This window comes from Pseudomonas sp. NFACC05-1, from assembly GCF_900100135.1.
GTDB lineage: Bacteria > Pseudomonadota > Gammaproteobacteria > Pseudomonadales > Pseudomonadaceae > Aquipseudomonas > Aquipseudomonas fluorescens_Q.
This window is the reverse complement of sequence record NZ_FMTR01000001.1, coordinates 175,665-192,733: the sequence shown is the minus strand read 5'-3', so window position 1 is coordinate 192,733 and position 17,069 is coordinate 175,665. Positions and strand designations below refer to the sequence as shown.

Here is a 17,069-nt window from a genome sequence, read left to right as displayed (position 1 = left end):
CGGCCTGAACATGGACATCGATCTCGCCCGCACCTTCCTGGAAATCGTCCGCCACGGCAGCCTCGCTGCAGCGGCCGAAAAGCTGCACGTGACCCAGACGGCGATCACCGCCCGGGTCCAGAAGCTCGAAAGCCAGCTTGGCTGCGCGCTGTTCGTACGCAATCGTGCCGGCGCGCGCTTGACCAGCGATGGCGAGGCGTTTGTGGTCTACGCCAACCAGCTCGTGCAGACCTGGGAAGCGGCCCGTCGGGACCTGCCACTGCCCGAGGGCTATCGCAACGTCTTGCACCTGGGGGGCGAGGTCAGCCTGTGCAATCCCTTGATGCTCGCCTGGGCCGGCGAGCTGCGCCAGAAAATTCCCGGCCATGCCCTGCGCATGGACATCCGCGACGGCGAGAAACTGCTACAACAGCTGGAGCTGGGTCTGCTGGACGCGGCAGTGGTCTATCAGCCCGAATACTGGCCGCGCCTGCAGGTAGAACAGCTGTTGGAAGAGAAACTCATCCTGGTACGCCTGGCCGCCCGTCCCGAGCCCTACGTGTACATCGACTGGAGTGCTGACTTCCGGCGCCAACACGACACCGCGCTACCGGACAAGGCCAAGGCCGCCGTGACCTTCAACCTCGGCCCCCTGGCCCTGCAGTACATCCTGGAAAACGGCGGCAGCGGCTACTTCCGCACCCGAGTCGTGCAGAGCTACCTGGACAGCGGCATCCTGGAACGGGTGCCCAAGGCACCGGAATTCAACTACCCCACCTACCTGGTCTACTCCCGCGATCGGGATTCAGCGGCGTTGCAGCAGGCATTCGAGGTATTGCGAGAGATCGTCAAGACCGGCAGCGACTGGTCGCAGCGTTGGGATCCACTGACCTGATAAATCCCCTTGCCACAAAAGTGTAAAACCTGCCAAAGCGTTTTTCCGGGTGCCCCGTGTCGAATGGTTTTGGGGCTGCTGCGCAGCCCAGCGGGAGCAAGCTCCCTCGCCACGGGTTCATTGAGTTTCGCCCTACACGTTCAGGGCCCTTCAAAAAGGGCCCCTCAGGCAGGCCAGCCTCACGGCTCCTTCAATTTGTCTGCAATCTTATCCTTGAGCAGCAAGCGTTTCTTCTTGAGCGTCTCCAGGACATCGTCGGACAGACCCGGCGATGATGGTTTTTCAGCGTCAACGACCTCGGCATCAAGTTGGGAATATTTCTGAAGTAACGAGTCGAGCCTCGGATCCTCGCTGCGTTTTTGCTGGATGTGGTCTTTTGTGCAGTTCAGGTCCTGGCACAAATCGTGGGACACCGGCATGGAACACCTCCTTCAGTGGGTCGGTGGAAGACGCCTTTACAGCGCTCATCGATGATCAGGATGGCCTCGTCGACGGGGTTCTGTCGACCGCCAATCCGACCAGCGGTGACCGTTCGTCGTGCCGGATCGCTTGGCGATCAAACCTTTGCCGGTACGTCTCCCTCCATTAAACAGAGACGACAAGAATCGCTCGTTCAACTTGTGTGGAGACTTACCTATGGACAGATTCACCCTGCGTCAACTCGGCCTGGCAGTTGCCCTGAGTACCAGCACGGGCATGGCATGGGCCGCGACTTCCAACGACTTTGTCGATAACGCGGCGGCCGGTGGAATTGCAGAAATCGAGACCAGCAGACTGGCCTTGGAAAAAAGCCAATCGGCGGACATCAAGGCATTCGCCAACAAGATGATCACTGACCACACCAAGGCCAACGAAGAGCTGAAAGCCCTGGCGCAAAAACATGACATCGAGGTACCCGACGACACCACGTTGATGAAAAAAGCCAAGGCGAAGATTCTCGACGTGCGCGATGAGTCTTTTGATGCGGCCTATGCCAACAACCAGGTCAAGGCCCACGAAGAAACCATCGTCCTGTTCAAGAAAGAAGCCGAAACCGTTACCGACGATAAGAAGGCTGGCAATACCGAACTCAAGGCGTTCGCCCAGAAGATGCTGCCAGACCTGCAACATCACCTGGAAGAAGCCAAGAAACTGCAGGCTGCTCATCCGAGCAAGTAATCCTGAGGCACAGAATAAGGGCCGTCTTCATGAAGATGGCCTTATTCAACCCAAGTCCATCGGTGTTCATGGCTACCGCTGGTCAGCACTGTCATTTCTGACAGTAGAATATTGCAACCCACGCTCCTAGGGTCTTGCTCAAGACCATCCTGCTGATACAAGCATCCAACCTCTTGGGGCTTTGCAGTCGCAGGTGCCGCGAAGCAGGAGCCAAGTCATGAGCGATGAACCGGTGTTAACGCAAAGCGCTGGCGGTATCGCGGTGAAAATTGCCGCACTGCTGGGATGGTTCGCATTGATCCTCCAGCTCTACCTGATCCTGACTTCGCGCTGGCAGGGCGGCAAGAGCCTGTGGGGCGGAGTAGACATCTTCTTTAGTTATTTTACGGTGCTGACCAATATCCTGGTGGCAGTGGTACTGACCTGTGCGGCCACCTCAGGGGATTCGGCGCTGCGGCGATTCTTTCTCAAGCCCACGGTCCAGGGCGGTGTAGCCGCTGCCATCATACTCGTGGGGGTGGCGTACAACCTGCTGCTGCGCAATGTCTGGAACCCCCAGGGCTTGCAGTGGGTGGCCGACGAATTGCTGCATGACGTGATGCCGGTGCTGTTCGTGGTCTATTGGTGGTTCTGCGTGCCCAAGGGCACTTTGCAATGGCAAGATGTCTGGCCGTGGCTGATCTATCCGCTGGTCTATTTCATCTACGCCTTGGTGCGTGGTTACTTTGTCGGCGCCTACCCCTATCCCTTTATCGAAGTGGACACGCTGGGTTACCCCCGGGTGTTCCTTAATGCGGTGATGGTACTGCTGGGATTCGTCGTGGTGTCTCTGGTGCTGATTGCCTTGGACCGCTGGAAAGGCAGGCACTGAGGCAGCCCAAGCGCCAAACGACTCATCAGCACCACTGTTCCGACAAATCGGGTTAGCGGTTAACCACCGTCGGTGTCGATATCCGCATCCGTGCTTTCGCCGGACTTCGGCCGATCTGGATCCGGCTCGAAGCCAGGGCTGAAGGTATTGTCGTTGTCCCGATGAAGATTCTTCTGATCGACCTCCGGGGCCGCGCTCTGGGCCTGGTCAGTCCCGGCGGGGCTGACGGACTGGGTGTCCGATGAGTCCGCCGCAAGCTTGGGATCGATCGCCGGGTCATTGCGCGGGGACGGGGTTTGCGTCTGGCCTTGTTGCTGGGTGTTTGCGGGATCGTCGTTCATAGGCACCTCGTTCATGACAGGGCCGGATGGATGACCGGTCTTGAACATTCGAAGGTGACGCGACGGCTTCGGTTCCATTTGTTTGCAGCGCCGCGATCAACCGCCCAGCACACGCCTCACCATCCGGGTCAGCGCGTCCGGGCCGTAGGGTTTGCTCAACAAATGGGTATCGGGGCTCAGTTGATGATTCCGGGAGATGATGTCCCGGGTGTGCCCCGAGGTGAACAGCACCGGGACCGGCGGTTTCTGCACCTTGGCCCAGGCGGCCAGGTCGGAACTCTTGATCAGGCCGGGCATGACGACGTCGGTGAAGATCAGGTCGACCGAGATGCCTTCCAGCAGCAGCTTCATCGCCTCATCGCCGTTGGCGGCCGTGAGGGTCCGATAGCCGGACTGTTCCAGCAGTTCCACCGACGCGCTGCGCACCTCGTTGTTGTCCTCCACCACCAGGATCGTCTCTTGCCTGCCGGACTGAAGCATGTCGTGTTGCTCGGCTTCGCCCGCTTCGGGTGCAAGGCTTCGAGGGAAATACATCCGTACTCGCGTGCCCTCGCCCAGGTCGCTGGAGATCTCGATATGGCCGCCACTCTGCTTGACGAACCCGAACACCATGCTCAGTCCAAGCCCCGTGCCCTGGCCATCGGTCTTGGTGGTGAAAAAGGGTTCGAACACCTGCTTCAGGATCTCGGGTGGCATGCCGGCACCGCAGTCGATCACCGACAGCCGGACATAGTCGCCGGCCGAGATCCCCTTGCCGGCACAGAACGCTTGATCGAGCACGATGTTCTCCCCAATCAGGCGGATGGTGCCCTCGCCGCCCATGGCATCGCGCGCATTGATCGCCAGGTTCAACAGGGCGTTTTCCAATTGATTGCGATCGACGTGAATGCACCAGGGCTCCTGGGGCAAGCTCACGTCAATCTGGATGGTTTCGCCCAAGGCCCGTTGCAACAGTTCACCCATGCCATCATAGATGCGTCGTGGGTTGTAGACCGCCGGTGACAATGGCTGGCGCCGGGCAAAAGCCAGCAGTTGCGATGACAACTTGGCCCCCCGCTCCACGGCTTCGATGGAGGCACTGACCCGCCGTTGCACGTTGACGTTGTCCCGTTCGTGGCGGGCCAGCAAGTGCAGGTTGCCGGCAATCACTTGCAGCAGGTTGTTGAAGTCATGGGCCACGCCGCCAGTGAGACCGCCAATGGCCTCGAGCTTTTGCGACTGACGCAACTGCTCTTCTGCCGCCAGCCGCGCCTGCACCTCGTCGGCGACCCGCTGTTCCAGGTCGCGGGTGAATTTGAGCAGCGAAGCTTCGGCTGTCTTGCGTTCATTGATGTCAATCAGTACACCTGGAAAACGCAGGGGCTTGCCCGTGGCATCGAATTCGCAGCGACCGCTGGCCAGCACCCAAAGGTAATCACCGCCCAGGCGGCGCACCCGATATTCAGCGCTGTAGGGGATGCCCGTGCGCAAGGTCAGTTCGATCCGCTGGTTGACCTCTTCGAGGTCATCGGCGTGGATGCGCTGGCGGGCAATTTCGATGGGCAGTGCGTCCAGTGAACAGTCTGGCGGGTAGTTGAAGGTACGGGCGAAACGCTCATCGCCCGACAGTGTGTCGGCCTGGATGTCCCAGACGAACGACCCCAGCAATGGTCCGGCCGAGAGGGCCAGTTGGATGCGCTCGTTGACGGCTCGGTAACTGCGTTCGGCCTCTTGCCGGGCGCGCTCGGTCAACACGAGCTCGGTGGTTTCCACCACAATCGCCAGCACGCCCGCCGGGGACTGGTCGTCATCGGGCACCGGGCTGTAATAGAGGTCCATCCACACATCTTCAGGCTTGCCATCGCGTAGCAGGACCAGCTCTTTGCTGCGGTAGGACAAGGTGCCGCCGGCCAGGCAGACGTCCAGCACATGCCGATTGAATTCGGCGACCTCCGGCCAACCCAACTCCACTGCACACCCCAGCAGGTAAGGATGGCGGCCACCGGCAAACTCGGCATAGGCATCGTTGTAGATCATGAAGCCCTGGCGGCCCCACAACATCACCATCGGCAGGGGCGAAGCCAGCAACAACTGGACGGCACTGCGCAGGCTGGCGGACCAGTGCTCGATGGCGCCCAACTCGGTCCGGCTCCAATCGAACGCCCGGATACGCCCGGCCATTTCACCGCCCCATCCAGGGCACCCGTGATTTTGGGATAGAAACTGCATGATCGATTCTGAACCTCAAAATGCCTGCAGGGAGTCGGCATCCACAAACCCCTTGGGATCAGAGCTTCGAGCGCTGGGTTGGCGTTTGGTTTCATGCTGGTCGATCCAGGCCCGATCCTGTGGTGAGGGAGCTTGCTCCCGCTCGGCGGCGCAGCCGTCGTAAACCGGCTGATGCGGTGTGCCTGATGGATTGCATAAACCATTTTTTGGGGGGCTGCTACGCAGCCCAGCGGGAGCAAGCTCCCTCGCCACAAAAACGGCGGTGTTGCTGGGGCTCAGCGAAAGTCACGGCTTTGCACCTGGATACCCGCCAACAACTCGGTCAGGTCGCTCAAGCGCCCGGCGATCAGGTGGCGGACCTCGCCGACGCTTTCCCAGCGCCCGTCGACCTTGAGCAGTTGCGAGCCCACCAAGGTCTTGCGCTGGCGTTCGGCCAAGTCGCGCCAGACCACCACATTGAGGTTGCCGAATTCATCTTCCAGGGTGACAAAGGTCACACCGCTAGCCGTGCCCGGGCGTTGGCGACCGGTAACCAGCCCGGCGACGCTGACGTTGCGGCCATGCTCCACCTCTTGCAGCTCCCGTGAGCTGCGGCAGCGCCGTGCGCGCAGTTCGGGGCGCAGCAGGGCCAATGGATGAGGGCCCAGTGTCGTGCCGAGCGTGGTGTAATCGGCAAACAGGTTTTCCCCCAGCGTAGGTTTTGGCAGGGCCACGGGCGGTTCCTCCTGGCAGGGCAAACCGGCGAACAAGCCCAGTTGTTTCTGCACCCCGGCCACTTCCCAGCGGGCACGATGGCGATCACCAGCCAGGCCCTGCAAAGCCCCCGCATCGGCCAATTGCGCCTGGGCCCGGGCATCGAGCTGCGCGCGCTCGCCCAAGTCAGCCACGTCGCTGAAGGGCCGATGCCGGCGGGCCGCTTCGATACGGCGGGCATCCTCTTCGCGAAAGCCCTTGATCATGCACAGCCCCATGCGGATCGCCGGTTGTCGACCGTCCATGGGCTCGAGGCTGCAATCCCAATCGCTGGCGCGCACGTCCACCGGGCGGATCGACAGTTGATGCCGGCGGGCATCCTGGAGGATCTGGTCCGGGCTGTAGAACCCCATGGGCCAACTGTTGATCAGGGCACAGGCGAACGCCGCCGGTTCGTGGCATTTGAGCCAACTGCTGGCGTAGGTCAGCAAGGCGAAACTGGCGGCGTGGGATTCCGGGAAGCCGTAATTGCCGAAGCCTTTGATCTGTTCGAAGATTTGCGCGGCGAACTCAGCGGTGTAGCCGTTTTTTTTCATCCCCTGCGCCAGGCGTTCCCGATGGGGCTCCAACCCACCGTGACGTTTCCAGGCCGCCATGGAGCGACGCAATTGGTCTGCCTCACCCGGGGTGTAATCGGCCGCGACGATGGCGATCTGCATGACCTGCTCCTGGAACAAGGGAACACCCAGGGTGCGGTTGAGCACTTGCTTCAACGCTTCAGAGGGATAAGTCACCGCCTCTTCTTTGTTTCTGCGGCGCAGGTACGGATGCACCATCCCACCCTGGATCGGCCCGGGGCGTACGATGGCCACTTCGATGACCAAATCGTAGAACGTCTTGGGCCTCAGCCGAGGCAACATCGACATCTGCGCCCGGGACTCGATCTGGAACACACCGATGGTGTCGGCGCGACTGATCATTTCGTAGGTCGCCCGATCATCCTTGGGCAGCGACGCCAGGGCGTAGCGCTGGCCCCGATAGCGCTCGATCAAGTCGAAACAGCGACGAATCGCACTGAGCATGCCCAGGGCCAGGATGTCCACCTTGAGTAACCCGACCGCGTCCAGGTCGTCCTTGTCCCACTGGATGATGGTGCGTTCGGCCATGGCGGCGTTTTCCACCGGCACCAGGGTGTCCAGGGGTTGCTCGGAAATCACGAAGCCACCAGGGTGCTGGGACAAATGCCGGGGAAAACCGATCAATTGCCGGGTCAGGCTCAGGACCCGGCGCAACACCGGGCTGTCCGGGTCGAAGCCACCTTCACGCAAACGCTCCACTGGCGGCGCCTCGTCGCTCCAGCGGCCACAGCAATCGGCCAGGGCGTTGACCTGGTCCGGCGGCAAGCCCAGGGCCTTGGCCACATCGCGCACCGCCCCGGCGCCGTGGTAACTGCTGACCACCGCCGTCAATGCCGCACGATGACGACCGTAGCGCTGGAACACGTACTGCAGCACTTCCTCGCGACGATCGTGTTCGAAGTCGACGTCGATGTCCGGCGGCTCGTTGCGCTCCCGGGACAGGAAGCGTTCGAACAACAGGCTGGTAAGGCTGGGATCGATTTCGGTGATGCCCAAGGCGTAGCACACCGCCGAGTTGGCCGCCGAACCACGCCCTTGGCAAAGAATATGACGGCTGCGGGCGAAGCTGACGATGTCCTGTACGGTGAGGAAATAGCTGTCATAGCCCAGCTCGGCGATCAGGCTCAGCTCCTTGTCGATCTGTGCCCGCACTTTGTCTGTCACGCCATCCTTCCACCGCTCGCGCATGCCGCGCTCGGTCAGCTCCCGCAGCCAGGACGCCGGATCATGCCCCGCGGGCACCAGCTCACGGGGGTATTGGTAACGCAGTTGGCCGAGGTCGAAGGTGCAACGCCGGGCGATGTTCAGGGTTTCATCGAGCAAGGCCCGCGGATAGAGATCGGCCAGATCCTTGCGGCTGCGCAAGTGACGCTCGCCGTTGGGGTGCAAGCGCTGGCCAGCCTCGGCCACCGTGACGTGGTGGCGGATGGCGGTCATGGTGTCCTGCAGGGCACGACGGCCGCGCACGTGCATGTGCACATCACCACTGGCCACAACTGGAAGACCCAAGCGTTCGGCCAGCGCCAACGAGTCTGCCAATCGGCGGCGGTCGTCCTGTGCGCAATGCAACTGGACCGTCAGCCACAGGCGCCCGGCAAAGATCGACTGGAGCCAACGGCCGTGTTCCTCGGCGTCCTTGCCCTCGGCTATCCATAACGCCAGCAGCCCCGACAAGGGCTGGTCGAAGTCCTCTCGCACGATGCGATAGTGGCCTTTCTCGCTGCGCCGCCGGGCGCGGGTGATCAGCCGGCACAAGGCTTGATAGCCTTCCAGGTCTTCCACCAGCAACACCAGTTTCGGGCCGTTCTCGACCTGGATTTCGCTGCCGACGATCAGTTGCAGCTCCAGCTCCTTGGCCGCCTGCCAGGCCCGGACGATTCCGGCCAAGGTGCATTCGTCGGTGATCGCCAGGGCCTGGTAGCCCTGCTGCTTGGCGCGACGGCACAACTCCAGGGCACTGGAGGCGCCGCGCTGGAAGCTGAAGTTCGACAGGCAATGCAGCTCGGCATACTCAACGTTCATGCGAACCAGCCCTGCAGCCACAGCGGCCCGCCCTCGCCCACCGGTCGATAGGCCCAGCCACGTTGTCCGCGGCGGGTTTCGATCAGGTAATAGTCACGGCGCACATCCGCGCCGTCCCACCAACCGGTCTCGATGCGCTCGGGGCCCATGAGGATGTGCGCCTGACCTTGCGCCAATGCCTGGGGCTCCTCCAGCAGCCAGCCGGGACGCTGCACGCCGTCGCGCACCGGACAAGCCTGGGAGCGGGGCTGGGAGGTCATCTGCCAGGCGCACTCAGGCCGATGGTCGTCGCGAAACCCCAGGCCCTGCACGGCCTCATCCCCCAGCCGGGCCCGCAAGCGTTCGCGCAGTTGCTCCCAGGGCAATGATTGCTGGGGACGTTCGTCGAACAGCTCCAGGCGCTGGGGCACGAAACTCGGCAGGTCCTCGGCACACAAGCGAAAGCCCCGCACCGGGGCCTCGACCTGCACCTGTTCCAAGCGACCGCGGGCCAGTTCGAAGAGCATCGCCGGGGCCCGCTCGGCGCTGAGCAGGCCGACCTTGATCACTGTATCCGGCAACCCGGCATGCTCCAGGTGCAGGTCAAAGCGCTGCACGCCGCTGTCGCGCCCGCAGAGGAAGGCCGACAAGTCACCGGTCAGCCGGCGCAACGGGAACAACAGCGCTTGATGGGATTGCACGTCATAGTTGAGCTCGATGCGCACATCAAAACGGTCCGGCGGCAGGTAGAACGACAGCGCCAGGGTGCGATGGCCCATCAACGCGTCGAGGTGCTTGAGCACTTGGGCCTCGAAGCGCCGCGCCAGGGTCTGCCGGGGCAAGGCCTGGACCTGGCTCAAGCGGCGCAGGCCCATGCGCGACAGCGCCGTGGCGACGTCGGGTTCCAGGCCGATACGCTCCACAGGCATGTCTCCCAGGCACTGTTGCAAGGTCTCGGCGTCGGGCACCACCAGGGCATCATAGGCATTGGCCAACACCCGTGCCGCCACCGGATTGGGAGCGGCGACGATGCGATGACGAAAGCCCAGCTCGGTCAGCTCGGCCCGCAAGCGCGCCTCGAACACCGGCCAGGGGCCAAACAGGCCAAGGCTCGACTCGATCTCGAACAGCAGCGTACGCGGGTAATGCACGCTGACCTGGGCGCTGAAACGGTAGGCCCAGGCCGCCAGGAACTGTTGCCAGTGTTCGATTTGCGCCGCGTCGTATTCGGCGGTGGCAAAGCCTTTGCTCAAGGCCTGGGCGGCGGTCATGGTCTGGCCAGGACGCAAGCCCAAGGCTCGTGCCGGCGCATTCACCGCTTGCAGCACCCGACGCTGGGCCGGACCGGTCAGCAATGCCAGGGGCTGATCGGGATCGGGGCGCTGACGCAGCGCAGCGTCCAGCGCCAATTGCGGGAAGAGAATACAGACCCAGCGCATCGCAACCTCAATGCCCGGTTTGTGTGGCGAGCGTGGCAAAGGCAATCGGCGCCGAACGAGCCAACCCGCCGCGGCATTTGAGCACGCGCAATTGCGCCGGCCGGGTATCGATGGCGATGCGCAGCGCCGCTGGCGACGGATTGATGGCCTCCTGGATCGAGCGCCAGGCGAACGCCAGGGTCTGGCCGGTTTCCGCCGCCACTTGCAAACGGCGCAAGGCCCGGTCATCCGCCTGGCGGGGCCAACACAGCACCGCGCCACAACTGCCAGAACGCAAGCATTGTTCGGTGGCCCACAGGGCATCGCGCTCATCGGCGCGGATTACCGACAACTGACGCAGGTCGACGCCAGCGTTCTGCCAGGCCTGGGGATAGGGCACGAACGGTGGCGCCACCAGCACGATCCGCTCCCCCGCCGCCGACAGCCGCGCCAGGGTCGGCCACACCAGTTGCAACTCACCCACGCCCGGCGCGGCGATGAGCAGTTCCGTCAAGGCCGCCTCCGGCCAGCCACCACTGGGCAACGCCGCGTCCAGTGCCGCATGGCCGGTGGGTTGCGGGCTGGCGGCTGGCGGCGCAGGCCGGCCCTTCCAGACCTGGCCGCCGTTGAACAGCGTGTCCAGCGCAACGACAGCGCCCATCAGCCTTGCCTCACCAAGCCACAGAACACCCCTTCTATCGCCAGGTCCTGGTCGGCCTCGACGATGATCGGCTGGTAAGCCGGGTTGCGCGGCAACAAACGCACCCGCTCGCCAATGCGCTCGAAGCGCTTGATGGTGACTTCGCCATCCAGGCGCGCCACGACAATCTGGCCGTTGGCGGCCTGCGGCGTGCGCTGCACACCCACCAGGTCACCGTCGAGAATGCCGTCCTCGATCATCGAATCGCCCTGGACCCGCAGCAGGTAATCCGGCGCCTTGGTAAAAATCGCCGGGTCCAGCATCAGGCGACTGTGGACCTCGGCATCGGCGCCGATCGGCAGCCCGGCAGCCACTCGCCCCAGCACCGGCACGTCCAGCAGCTCGGGTCGTGGTGGCTGGTTCAGCAAGCGAATGCCCCGGGCCTGGTGCGGATTGACCTCGATGAAACCGGCTTCGGTCAGCGCCAGCACATGCTTGCGCGCCACACTGCGGGAGGCAAAACCGAACGCCTCGCTGATTTCAGCGAGGCTGGGAGGCTGGCCCTGATCGGCGATGCGTTCGCGGATGAAGGTCAGGATGGCGGTGCGGCGAGGAGTGAGAGTCGTCATGGAGTACATTTGTACTCTTTAAGGATTTTTCTGACAAGCGCCGCCAGTCAGTTCACAGTTTGCCTGTACCCATCATTGTGGCGAGGGAGCCTGCTCCCGCTCGGCTGTGCAGCGACCGTGGGAACAGCGCGCCGGTGAAGGGACGCCGTTCGACATGAGTTATGCCCGCGCGGGCTCGCCTCAACGGCGTTGGAGAATGCGGTCCATCACCCAGTCGGTCTTCAAGGCCTCTTCGGCCACGGCGGGATGCTTCGACTCACCACGGATATGGGCATTCATGCCGAGTACATGGTGCCACTGGATATGCTCAGGATGATGAGGAATGTCGAGGCTGACGGAGGTATCCGTGCACAGTTGCAGCGGCGCCTCATCGAACACCGAGAAGCTGATCCGCCCCTGGCTGCCAATCACCTCCACGCGGTCCTCACGTCGGTCAGCGACGAAGTTCCAACAGCCCATGCCTGTGGCTCCGCAGGCAAAACGCCAATTGGCCACGACCGCATCTTCTGCCTGATACAAGCCGTTCTGGCGAGCGGCGAGACCTGCCACTTCGACGATGTCCCCCAACAGGAACTGGAACAGATCAAGGCCATGGCAGGCCAGGTCCGTGAAATAACCTCCGCCTGCAATCGCCGGATCGGTACGCCAGTTGGTCGCGCCGTTGATATCCGCCAATGACGCGGGCTTAGTCAGCGTCCAGGTCAAATGCCGGATGTCACCGATGCATCCTTGCTCGATCCATTGCCGCACTTTGCAAAAGCGCGGCAGCGAGCGCCGGTAGTACGACACAAACAGCTGCACCCCGGCGCTGTTGAATACTCGCTGCATTTCCCGGCTCTGCGCGACATTGAGGGACATGGGTTTCTCGACACAGCAATGCTTGCCGGCAGCAGCCACCAGCAGGCTATAGCTGAAATGACTGTCGGGCGGCGTCGCAATGTAAACCGCATCGACTTCGGGATCATCGATCAGTGCCTGCGCGTCGGTGTAGAACCTGGCGATGCCGTGGCGTTCAGCATAATCGGACACGGCCTCCAGACGTCGCCCCATCACCGCAACCAGCGCTGAACCGGGCGCCTTGTAGAAGGCCGGCCCACTTTTGCGTTCCGTCACGCTGCCACACCCGATCATGCCCCAGCGTACCGTTTTCATCGTTTGACTCATGGAATCAAGGCCACCGGCTGCGCAATGAAGCCCCTCAAAAAAGGCAGGAGTTTAATCAGCCCCGGGCTGAATGTCTTGGCTACAACGTTTGCCCTTCGTTGCGAAACGCGCTCGGGCTCATGCCGGTCCAGCGCCGGAACGCCCGGCGGAAGCTGCGCACATCGCTGTAGCCGACTTCTTCGGTGATGCGCTCGATGGACAGCTCGGGATTGGCCAACAGGTTCAGGGTGCGGCTGCGACGCACCTGTTCGAGCAAGGTTTCGAAGGTCAGGTTGTGCTCGCTCAGGCGCCGACGCAGGGTGCGGCTGCTCATGTTGAGATCACCGGCGATTTTCTCGATGTGGCTGCCACGGGTCAGGTCTCGGGCAATTGCCCGTTCCACGGTCTGGATCAGGTCAATCTTCTGGTGAACTTCGATGGCTTCCTGTTCCAGCAAGGCCAATGCCTGGCGCAGGGCCAACGAGTGGTGATTGGGCAAACGCATATCCAGCCAGCGCACGTCGATCAGCATGCGATTGTGTCGGCAACCGAAGTGCACATCCGGTCCCAGGATCCGCTGATATTCCTGGGCATAGGACGGCGCGGCGTGCATGAACTCCACGGCCAGGGGCTTGAAATCGGGCCCCGCCAGGGCCCGGCCATAGACCATCAGGCTGGCGAAGAACTCTTCCACGGCAAACACCTGGATCTCGGCGAAAGGCAGCCGGCAGGTCGCCTCGACCATGATCCGGCCAGTGGCTTCTTCGACGCTGGTCACCGCGATGCCACCGGTGGTGTGCTGGTAACGAACCCCCAGGGCAAAGGCATCGCGCAGGGTTTCGCACAATGATAGGACGTGGCCCAGCAGGCCGAGGGTGCCAAGCACGTTGCGGTCCCCCACCCACAACCCCAGCCCCTGCTCGGGCAACAGCTTGAGCGCCCGTTGAATCATGACCACGGCCTGGCGGTGGGAAATGCGCTGGGCGGGATCTTGCAGATCATCAAGGCCGAACCCCAGGCCGCGACACAGGCTGGCGGCATCGAAGCCCTTGTCCGCCACAACCTCGGCCAGGGTCTGTAGCAGGAATGGCGATACCAACGCCAATTCATAGGTCGGGTCGATGACTTTCATCTGCATGGGCGGGTTCCGGAGGACGTTAGGTCGCGTTTTTGTAACCGGTTATTTCACAAAGTTAGCATGCCCCGGCGGATCGTGGGGCACAAAAATCTGGCCGCCCAAGTCCCCTGTATGGCCGCCAATACCCTGCCCTGTTGGCGGCGAACGGCTTATTTGTATGGCTCGGACTTTCGGTGCATCTCCAACAATAATAATGAGCCCCCACATGAACCCGATCCGCACGACATTCGCCTTGCAATTGACCCTCGGCCTGGCCTGCGGCGGTGCCCTGCCCGCCCTGGCTACCGAATCGGGGGTGGACAACATCGGCCCGGGCACCGACGGCTTTTTTGTGTTGCCGCTGGAGGTCGACAGCCTTCCGGACCACATGGTCGCGTTCAACCTCTACTACAACCATTACAAGGCCCGGAAATTCAACATCAGTTCATTGGGCGGCGAACTGCCGGATGTCGAAATCGAATCCACGGCAGTGGTCCCGCGCATCGATTACCTGAGCCCGTTGCGGGTGGCCGGTGGGCGCGCGGGGATCTACATCGCCCAACCCTGGATCAAGCAGGAAGTCTCGGTATTCGGCCTGCACGACACCCGCGAAGGCATGGGCGACACCACGATTTCGCCCATCGTGCTCTGGGACATGGGCAAGAACCTGACCCTGGCCGCGGCGGTGGAAATCACCGTGCCGACCGGCGAATACAGCACCGATCGACTGGCCAATACCAGCAACAATTTCTACACCTACAAGCCGCTGTTTTCCTTCACCTGGCTACCCACGGAAAACACCGAGGTGTCGATGAAAACCACCTACAGCTTCAACCGCAAGAACAAGGACACCGACTACCGCTCGGGGCAGATCTTCCACTTCGATTATTCCGCCAGCTACCGCGTGACCGACAACGTGATGCTGGGGCTCAACGGCTACTACCTCAAACAGACCACCGACGACAAACAGTACGGCCGCACCGTGCAATTTGCCGGGCAGGACGTCGACGACGGCGTACGCGGCCAGGTCTTTGCCATCGGCCCGGCGCTGCACCTGACCTTCCTCAAGTACGCCAGCGCCGAAATCCGCTGGGCCAAGGAGTTTGCAGTGGAGAACCGCACCGAGGGCGAAATGCTCTGGGCCAAGGTCAGTATTCCGTTTGCGTTCTAGAGTGTTTCACAGCACCTGTGGCGAGGGAGCTTGCTCCCGCTCGGCGGCGTAGCCGTCGTAAACCGGCTGACGCGATCTGTCTGGAAAGCAGTGTTATCCGATTGGGGCCGCTGCGCTGCCCAGCGGGAGCAAGCTCCCTCGCCACAGGTTTTGTGCCTGACAGGAATGACTGATGCACCGCCATCGCGAGCAAGCTCGCGCCCACAGGTTCTTCCTTCAGCTCAAACCCAGAATCGATGAAAGATGCCCATTGAGGAACTTGCCGCTGGGGTCCAGCGCCTGGCGCACCTCGGTGAATTCCGTCCAGCGCGGGTACAGCGCCTGGAGTGCCTTGGCGTTCAGGGAATGCAATTTCCCCCAATGCGGACGGCCCTGGTATTTCCAGAAGATCGGCTCGATGGCGGCAAAGAAATTGTGATGGTCCATCTGATAATGCTGGTGCACCGAGATCGAGCAACTGTCCCGGCCTTCGAACATGCTCAGGGCAATGTCGTCGGCCTTCACGTAGCGGTACTCAATGGGAAACCAGGTGCGCAGGTCCTTGTCACGGATCAGCGCCAGAATCTCCCGCAGGCACGCCGGACCGTATTCGGCCGGCACCGAGTACTCCATCTCGTTGAAGCGCACAGTGCGCGCGTTGGCGTAGATGTCATGGGAGTCACCGACCCGGTCGTCGAAATCGGCCACCAGCCGCAGGCTGTTGAGCAGCGCTCGCCGGATCGTTGGAAAGTCGCTGCCGTACTTGTCGAGGTTTTCGATCAGGCTGACGAAATCGTTGCCGCCCTCCTCCTCGGGGCTGATCGGCGGCGTGGCCGGATCCGTGGTTTCGTTCAGGGTGATCGACAACGCATAGTCGGAATGGGTGACGACCTGCATTTCCCAGTGCTGGTTGTCCCGGGTGTTGGTGCCCACGTCCTCGAGCAACTCCTCGGTTTTCGCCACCCACTGGTGCTCGCGCAAGCGATAGGCGGCGCGGTTCTGCAGGCGCACGCGAGTCACCAGCCCCAGCGCGCCAAGGGACACCCGGCCGGCCTTGAACACTTCTGGATGACGCTGGGCATCGCAATCGAGGACCGCGCCGCTGGCCGTCACCAGTTGCAGGCCGACCACTTGGGACGCGTACGAGCCGAAGGCATTGCCAGTGCCGTGGGTCGAGGTGGCGATGGCACCGGCCAGGGTCTGGTAATCCACGTCGGCCATGTTCGGCAGTGCCTGGCCGATGGCCTTGAGCGCCGGACCCATGCGGGACATGGGCGTGCCACCGCCGAACTCGGCTTGCAGGCTGGCGGCATCATGAGCCAACAGGCCGCTGAAAAAACTCAGCGACAACAAGGTGCCGTCAGTGGGCACCAGGGCGCTGAAGGAATGCCCGGAACCCACCGGACGAATCCGCCCTTCGGCGCGCCTCACCACGTTCACCAGTTCATCGAGGTCCTTGGGGGCCAGGCGCGCCGCCGGCAAGCAGCTCTGCGCACCGGACCAATTGCGCCAGGGGATCAGCCGCGGCGCGCGCATCAACTCGGCCAGGGCGCCCTGGCTGCCCAGGGCCGTAAAGGCCGCGACAACGCCGGCCTGTTGCAGCAACCGACGCCGTGAGTAATCCATCGTCATGCCGTAGTACCCGTAGTTATTATTGGAAGTGATGACCGGACATGAAGGCGATCAGGGCCAGGAACTGTTCTTCGGAACAGTGCATGCACAAGCCCATCGGAGGCATGCCGTTGTAGCCGTTGATCGCGTGATCCAGCAGGGTGTCGGCGCCCTGGGCCACCCGTGGCGCCCAGGCGTTCGTATCGCCGGTCAACGGCGCCCCGGCACCGGGGTTGGCATGGCAGAGCTTGCAGCTGCTGTCGTAGACCTGAGCCAACGCCGCGTCGGCGGGCATCGCCGTGAATACCGTGGGCACGGGCGGCTTGGCCTCATCGCCACACGCGGCAAGCAACGCGCCGAACGATACGACGGCAGCGGTTCGAAGCAGGAAGGAAGGCGTGATTGCCGACATAAGGCCCCTCTTGGCGGCGCAAGGGTTGCGCCTTTCTTGTTGTGGGTCTGGCAGTTCCCACACTAAGGCACGCCACCGCGTTGGCTTGAGGTCATTGGGGGCCATAAAAGGGGGCTTGGGCGGCCAGCACTTGCACAGCCCTCTGTGGCGAGGGAGCTTGCTCCC

Annotated in this window: 15 protein-coding genes; 4 read left to right on the top strand and 11 right to left on the bottom strand. The window is 62.6% G+C overall.

What is annotated here, in order from left to right; translation table 11 throughout:
- Window positions 1-10: 10 nt before the first annotated feature.
- Window positions 11-874, top strand: a complete 864-nt coding sequence (locus BLO97_RS00935; protein ID WP_003200177.1) for a LysR family transcriptional regulator — start codon at window positions 11-13, stop codon at window positions 872-874.
- A 179-nt stretch (window positions 875-1,053) separates the two neighbouring features.
- Here the strand turns inward: BLO97_RS00935 and BLO97_RS00930 are convergent, their stop codons facing one another.
- Window positions 1,054-1,293, bottom strand: a complete 240-nt coding sequence (locus tag BLO97_RS00930) for a DUF465 domain-containing protein (protein WP_072347631.1) — start codon at window positions 1,291-1,293, stop codon at window positions 1,054-1,056.
- Between the two features lie 217 nt (window positions 1,294-1,510).
- Here BLO97_RS00930 and BLO97_RS00925 point away from each other — a divergent pair, with 217 nt between their 5' ends.
- Window positions 1,511-2,032 carry a DUF4142 domain-containing protein gene (locus tag BLO97_RS00925; protein ID WP_092344463.1) on the top strand — a complete coding sequence of 174 codons (522 nt, stop codon included), beginning with the start codon at window positions 1,511-1,513 and terminating at the stop codon, window positions 2,030-2,032.
- Window positions 2,033-2,249: 217 nt separating this feature from the next.
- Window positions 2,250-2,903, top strand: coding sequence for a Pr6Pr family membrane protein (locus tag BLO97_RS00920; protein ID WP_092344461.1), 654 nt, complete (start codon window positions 2,250-2,252; stop codon window positions 2,901-2,903).
- A gap of 59 nt (window positions 2,904-2,962) precedes the next feature.
- On the opposite strand, the gene BLO97_RS00915 is transcribed toward BLO97_RS00920, so the two are convergent.
- The 8 genes from BLO97_RS00915 to BLO97_RS00880 all read right to left on the bottom strand — a co-directional run bounded on the left by BLO97_RS00915 (window position 2,963) and on the right by BLO97_RS00880 (window position 13,752).
- Window positions 2,963-3,244, bottom strand: a complete 282-nt coding sequence (locus BLO97_RS00915; RefSeq protein WP_170862004.1) for a hypothetical protein — start codon at window positions 3,242-3,244, stop codon at window positions 2,963-2,965.
- Between the two features lie 96 nt (window positions 3,245-3,340).
- Window positions 3,341-5,452: a PAS domain-containing hybrid sensor histidine kinase/response regulator gene (locus tag BLO97_RS00910; RefSeq protein WP_092344459.1), complete on the bottom strand. Its 2,112-nt coding sequence runs from the start codon at window positions 5,450-5,452 to the stop codon at window positions 3,341-3,343.
- A gap of 275 nt (window positions 5,453-5,727) precedes the next feature.
- A complete protein-coding gene (locus tag BLO97_RS00905) occupies window positions 5,728-8,826 on the bottom strand; it encodes an error-prone DNA polymerase (protein ID WP_218189600.1) in 3,099 nt (1,032 codons plus the stop codon).
- Window positions 8,802-10,223 carry a Y-family DNA polymerase gene (locus tag BLO97_RS00900; RefSeq protein ID WP_092344457.1) on the bottom strand — a complete coding sequence of 474 codons (1,422 nt, stop codon included), beginning with the start codon at window positions 10,221-10,223 and terminating at the stop codon, window positions 8,802-8,804. The genes BLO97_RS00905 and BLO97_RS00900 overlap by 25 nt, the downstream gene beginning before the upstream one ends.
- Window positions 10,224-10,230: 7 nt before the next feature.
- Window positions 10,231-10,863 (bottom strand): translesion DNA synthesis-associated protein ImuA, encoded by a 633-nt coding sequence (gene imuA, locus BLO97_RS00895; RefSeq protein WP_063322020.1) that lies wholly within the window; start codon window positions 10,861-10,863, stop codon window positions 10,231-10,233.
- A complete protein-coding gene (gene lexA, locus BLO97_RS00890) occupies window positions 10,863-11,480 on the bottom strand; it encodes a transcriptional repressor LexA (RefSeq protein WP_013692700.1) in 618 nt (205 codons plus the stop codon). The genes imuA and lexA overlap by 1 nt, the downstream gene beginning before the upstream one ends.
- Window positions 11,481-11,651: 171 nt before the next feature.
- Window positions 11,652-12,623, bottom strand: a complete 972-nt coding sequence (locus tag BLO97_RS00885; protein ID WP_092145569.1) for a Gfo/Idh/MocA family protein — start codon at window positions 12,621-12,623, stop codon at window positions 11,652-11,654.
- Between the two features lie 91 nt (window positions 12,624-12,714).
- On the bottom strand, window positions 12,715-13,752 hold the full coding sequence (locus BLO97_RS00880; protein ID WP_092344455.1) for an AraC family transcriptional regulator: 1,038 nt from the start codon (window positions 13,750-13,752) through the stop codon (window positions 12,715-12,717).
- Between the two features lie 205 nt (window positions 13,753-13,957).
- On the opposite strand from BLO97_RS00880, the gene BLO97_RS00875 reads away from it, so the two are divergent.
- Window positions 13,958-14,902, top strand: coding sequence for a SphA family protein (locus BLO97_RS00875; RefSeq protein WP_072347648.1), 945 nt, complete (start codon window positions 13,958-13,960; stop codon window positions 14,900-14,902).
- 216 nt (window positions 14,903-15,118) lie between these two features.
- On the opposite strand, the gene BLO97_RS00870 is transcribed toward BLO97_RS00875, so the two are convergent.
- Window positions 15,119-16,417 (bottom strand): D-arabinono-1,4-lactone oxidase, encoded by a 1,299-nt coding sequence (locus BLO97_RS00870; protein ID WP_175489828.1) that lies wholly within the window; start codon window positions 16,415-16,417, stop codon window positions 15,119-15,121.
- A gap of 115 nt (window positions 16,418-16,532) precedes the next feature.
- Window positions 16,533-16,904, bottom strand: coding sequence for a c-type cytochrome (locus BLO97_RS00865; protein WP_092344451.1), 372 nt, complete (start codon window positions 16,902-16,904; stop codon window positions 16,533-16,535).
- Window positions 16,905-17,069: the final 165 nt, after the last annotated feature.

What these genes read in the sequence shown, in the direction of transcription:
- BLO97_RS00935 (WP_003200177.1), top strand. Translation starts at nt 11, where the DNA reads ATGGACATCGATCTCGCCCGCACCTTCCTGGAAATCGTCCGCCACGGC.
- BLO97_RS00930 (WP_072347631.1), bottom strand. Translation starts at nt 1,293, where the DNA reads ATGCCGGTGTCCCACGATTTGTGCCAGGACCTGAACTGCACAAAAGAC.
- BLO97_RS00925 (WP_092344463.1), top strand. Translation starts at nt 1,511, where the DNA reads ATGGACAGATTCACCCTGCGTCAACTCGGCCTGGCAGTTGCCCTGAGT.
- BLO97_RS00920 (WP_092344461.1), top strand. Translation starts at nt 2,250, where the DNA reads ATGAGCGATGAACCGGTGTTAACGCAAAGCGCTGGCGGTATCGCGGTG.
- BLO97_RS00915 (WP_170862004.1), bottom strand. Translation starts at nt 3,244, where the DNA reads ATGAACGACGATCCCGCAAACACCCAGCAACAAGGCCAGACGCAAACC.
- BLO97_RS00910 (WP_092344459.1), bottom strand. Translation starts at nt 5,452, where the DNA reads ATGCAGTTTCTATCCCAAAATCACGGGTGCCCTGGATGGGGCGGTGAA.
- BLO97_RS00900 (WP_092344457.1), bottom strand. Translation starts at nt 10,223, where the DNA reads ATGCGCTGGGTCTGTATTCTCTTCCCGCAATTGGCGCTGGACGCTGCG.
- imuA (WP_063322020.1), bottom strand. Translation starts at nt 10,863, where the DNA reads ATGGGCGCTGTCGTTGCGCTGGACACGCTGTTCAACGGCGGCCAGGTC.
- lexA (WP_013692700.1), bottom strand. Translation starts at nt 11,480, where the DNA reads ATGTACTCCATGACGACTCTCACTCCTCGCCGCACCGCCATCCTGACC.
- BLO97_RS00885 (WP_092145569.1), bottom strand. Translation starts at nt 12,623, where the DNA reads ATGAAAACGGTACGCTGGGGCATGATCGGGTGTGGCAGCGTGACGGAA.
- BLO97_RS00880 (WP_092344455.1), bottom strand. Translation starts at nt 13,752, where the DNA reads ATGCAGATGAAAGTCATCGACCCGACCTATGAATTGGCGTTGGTATCG.
- BLO97_RS00875 (WP_072347648.1), top strand. Translation starts at nt 13,958, where the DNA reads ATGAACCCGATCCGCACGACATTCGCCTTGCAATTGACCCTCGGCCTG.
- BLO97_RS00870 (WP_175489828.1), bottom strand. Translation starts at nt 16,417, where the DNA reads ATGCGCGCGCCGCGGCTGATCCCCTGGCGCAATTGGTCCGGTGCGCAG.
- BLO97_RS00865 (WP_092344451.1), bottom strand. Translation starts at nt 16,904, where the DNA reads ATGTCGGCAATCACGCCTTCCTTCCTGCTTCGAACCGCTGCCGTCGTA.